Genomic DNA, 375 nt, shown 5'->3' on the forward strand with positions numbered 1-375 from the left:
GTCCCTGCTCCCGTCTGCGGCGCCGCCGGCCCGTATCCGCAGACGCGCGGCCCCGGCCGACGGCTTCAGCCCCCTGGGCCGTCGGCCGCGTGGCGGCGGGATGGGTGTGATGGACGCGAGCCGCGTCACCATGGCGCAGATCGAGCGCGCGCGGCGCGTGCTGCGGTGGGCCGAGGCGCGGCTGGCCGGCGAGGCCGTGGCGGACATCGCGGCGCGGGACGGGGTGTCCGTCTGGAGTGCGTACCGCGCGCTCCGGCGCCTCGGTGTGGCGGTGGATGACCGCCGATCGACAGCCCACGCCGAGCGCATGCGGCAGCGCAACGCCGCGCGCCGCGCCGCCGGCATCAGCCGCGAGGCCGCGCTGGCCGAGGTCCT

1 protein-coding gene is annotated in these 375 nt (G+C 78.9%); it reads left to right on the forward strand.

Annotated features, from left to right (window positions below):
• Positions 1–109 precede the first annotated feature (109 nt).
• On the forward strand, positions 110–375 hold a 266-nt coding region (locus tag M0638_RS28455; RefSeq protein ID WP_248670329.1), incomplete at its 3' end, for a hypothetical protein.

Origin of the sequence: Roseomonas acroporae, assembly GCF_023223525.1 — a bacterium.
Classification (GTDB): domain Bacteria; phylum Pseudomonadota; class Alphaproteobacteria; order Acetobacterales; family Acetobacteraceae; genus Roseomonas_E; species Roseomonas_E acroporae.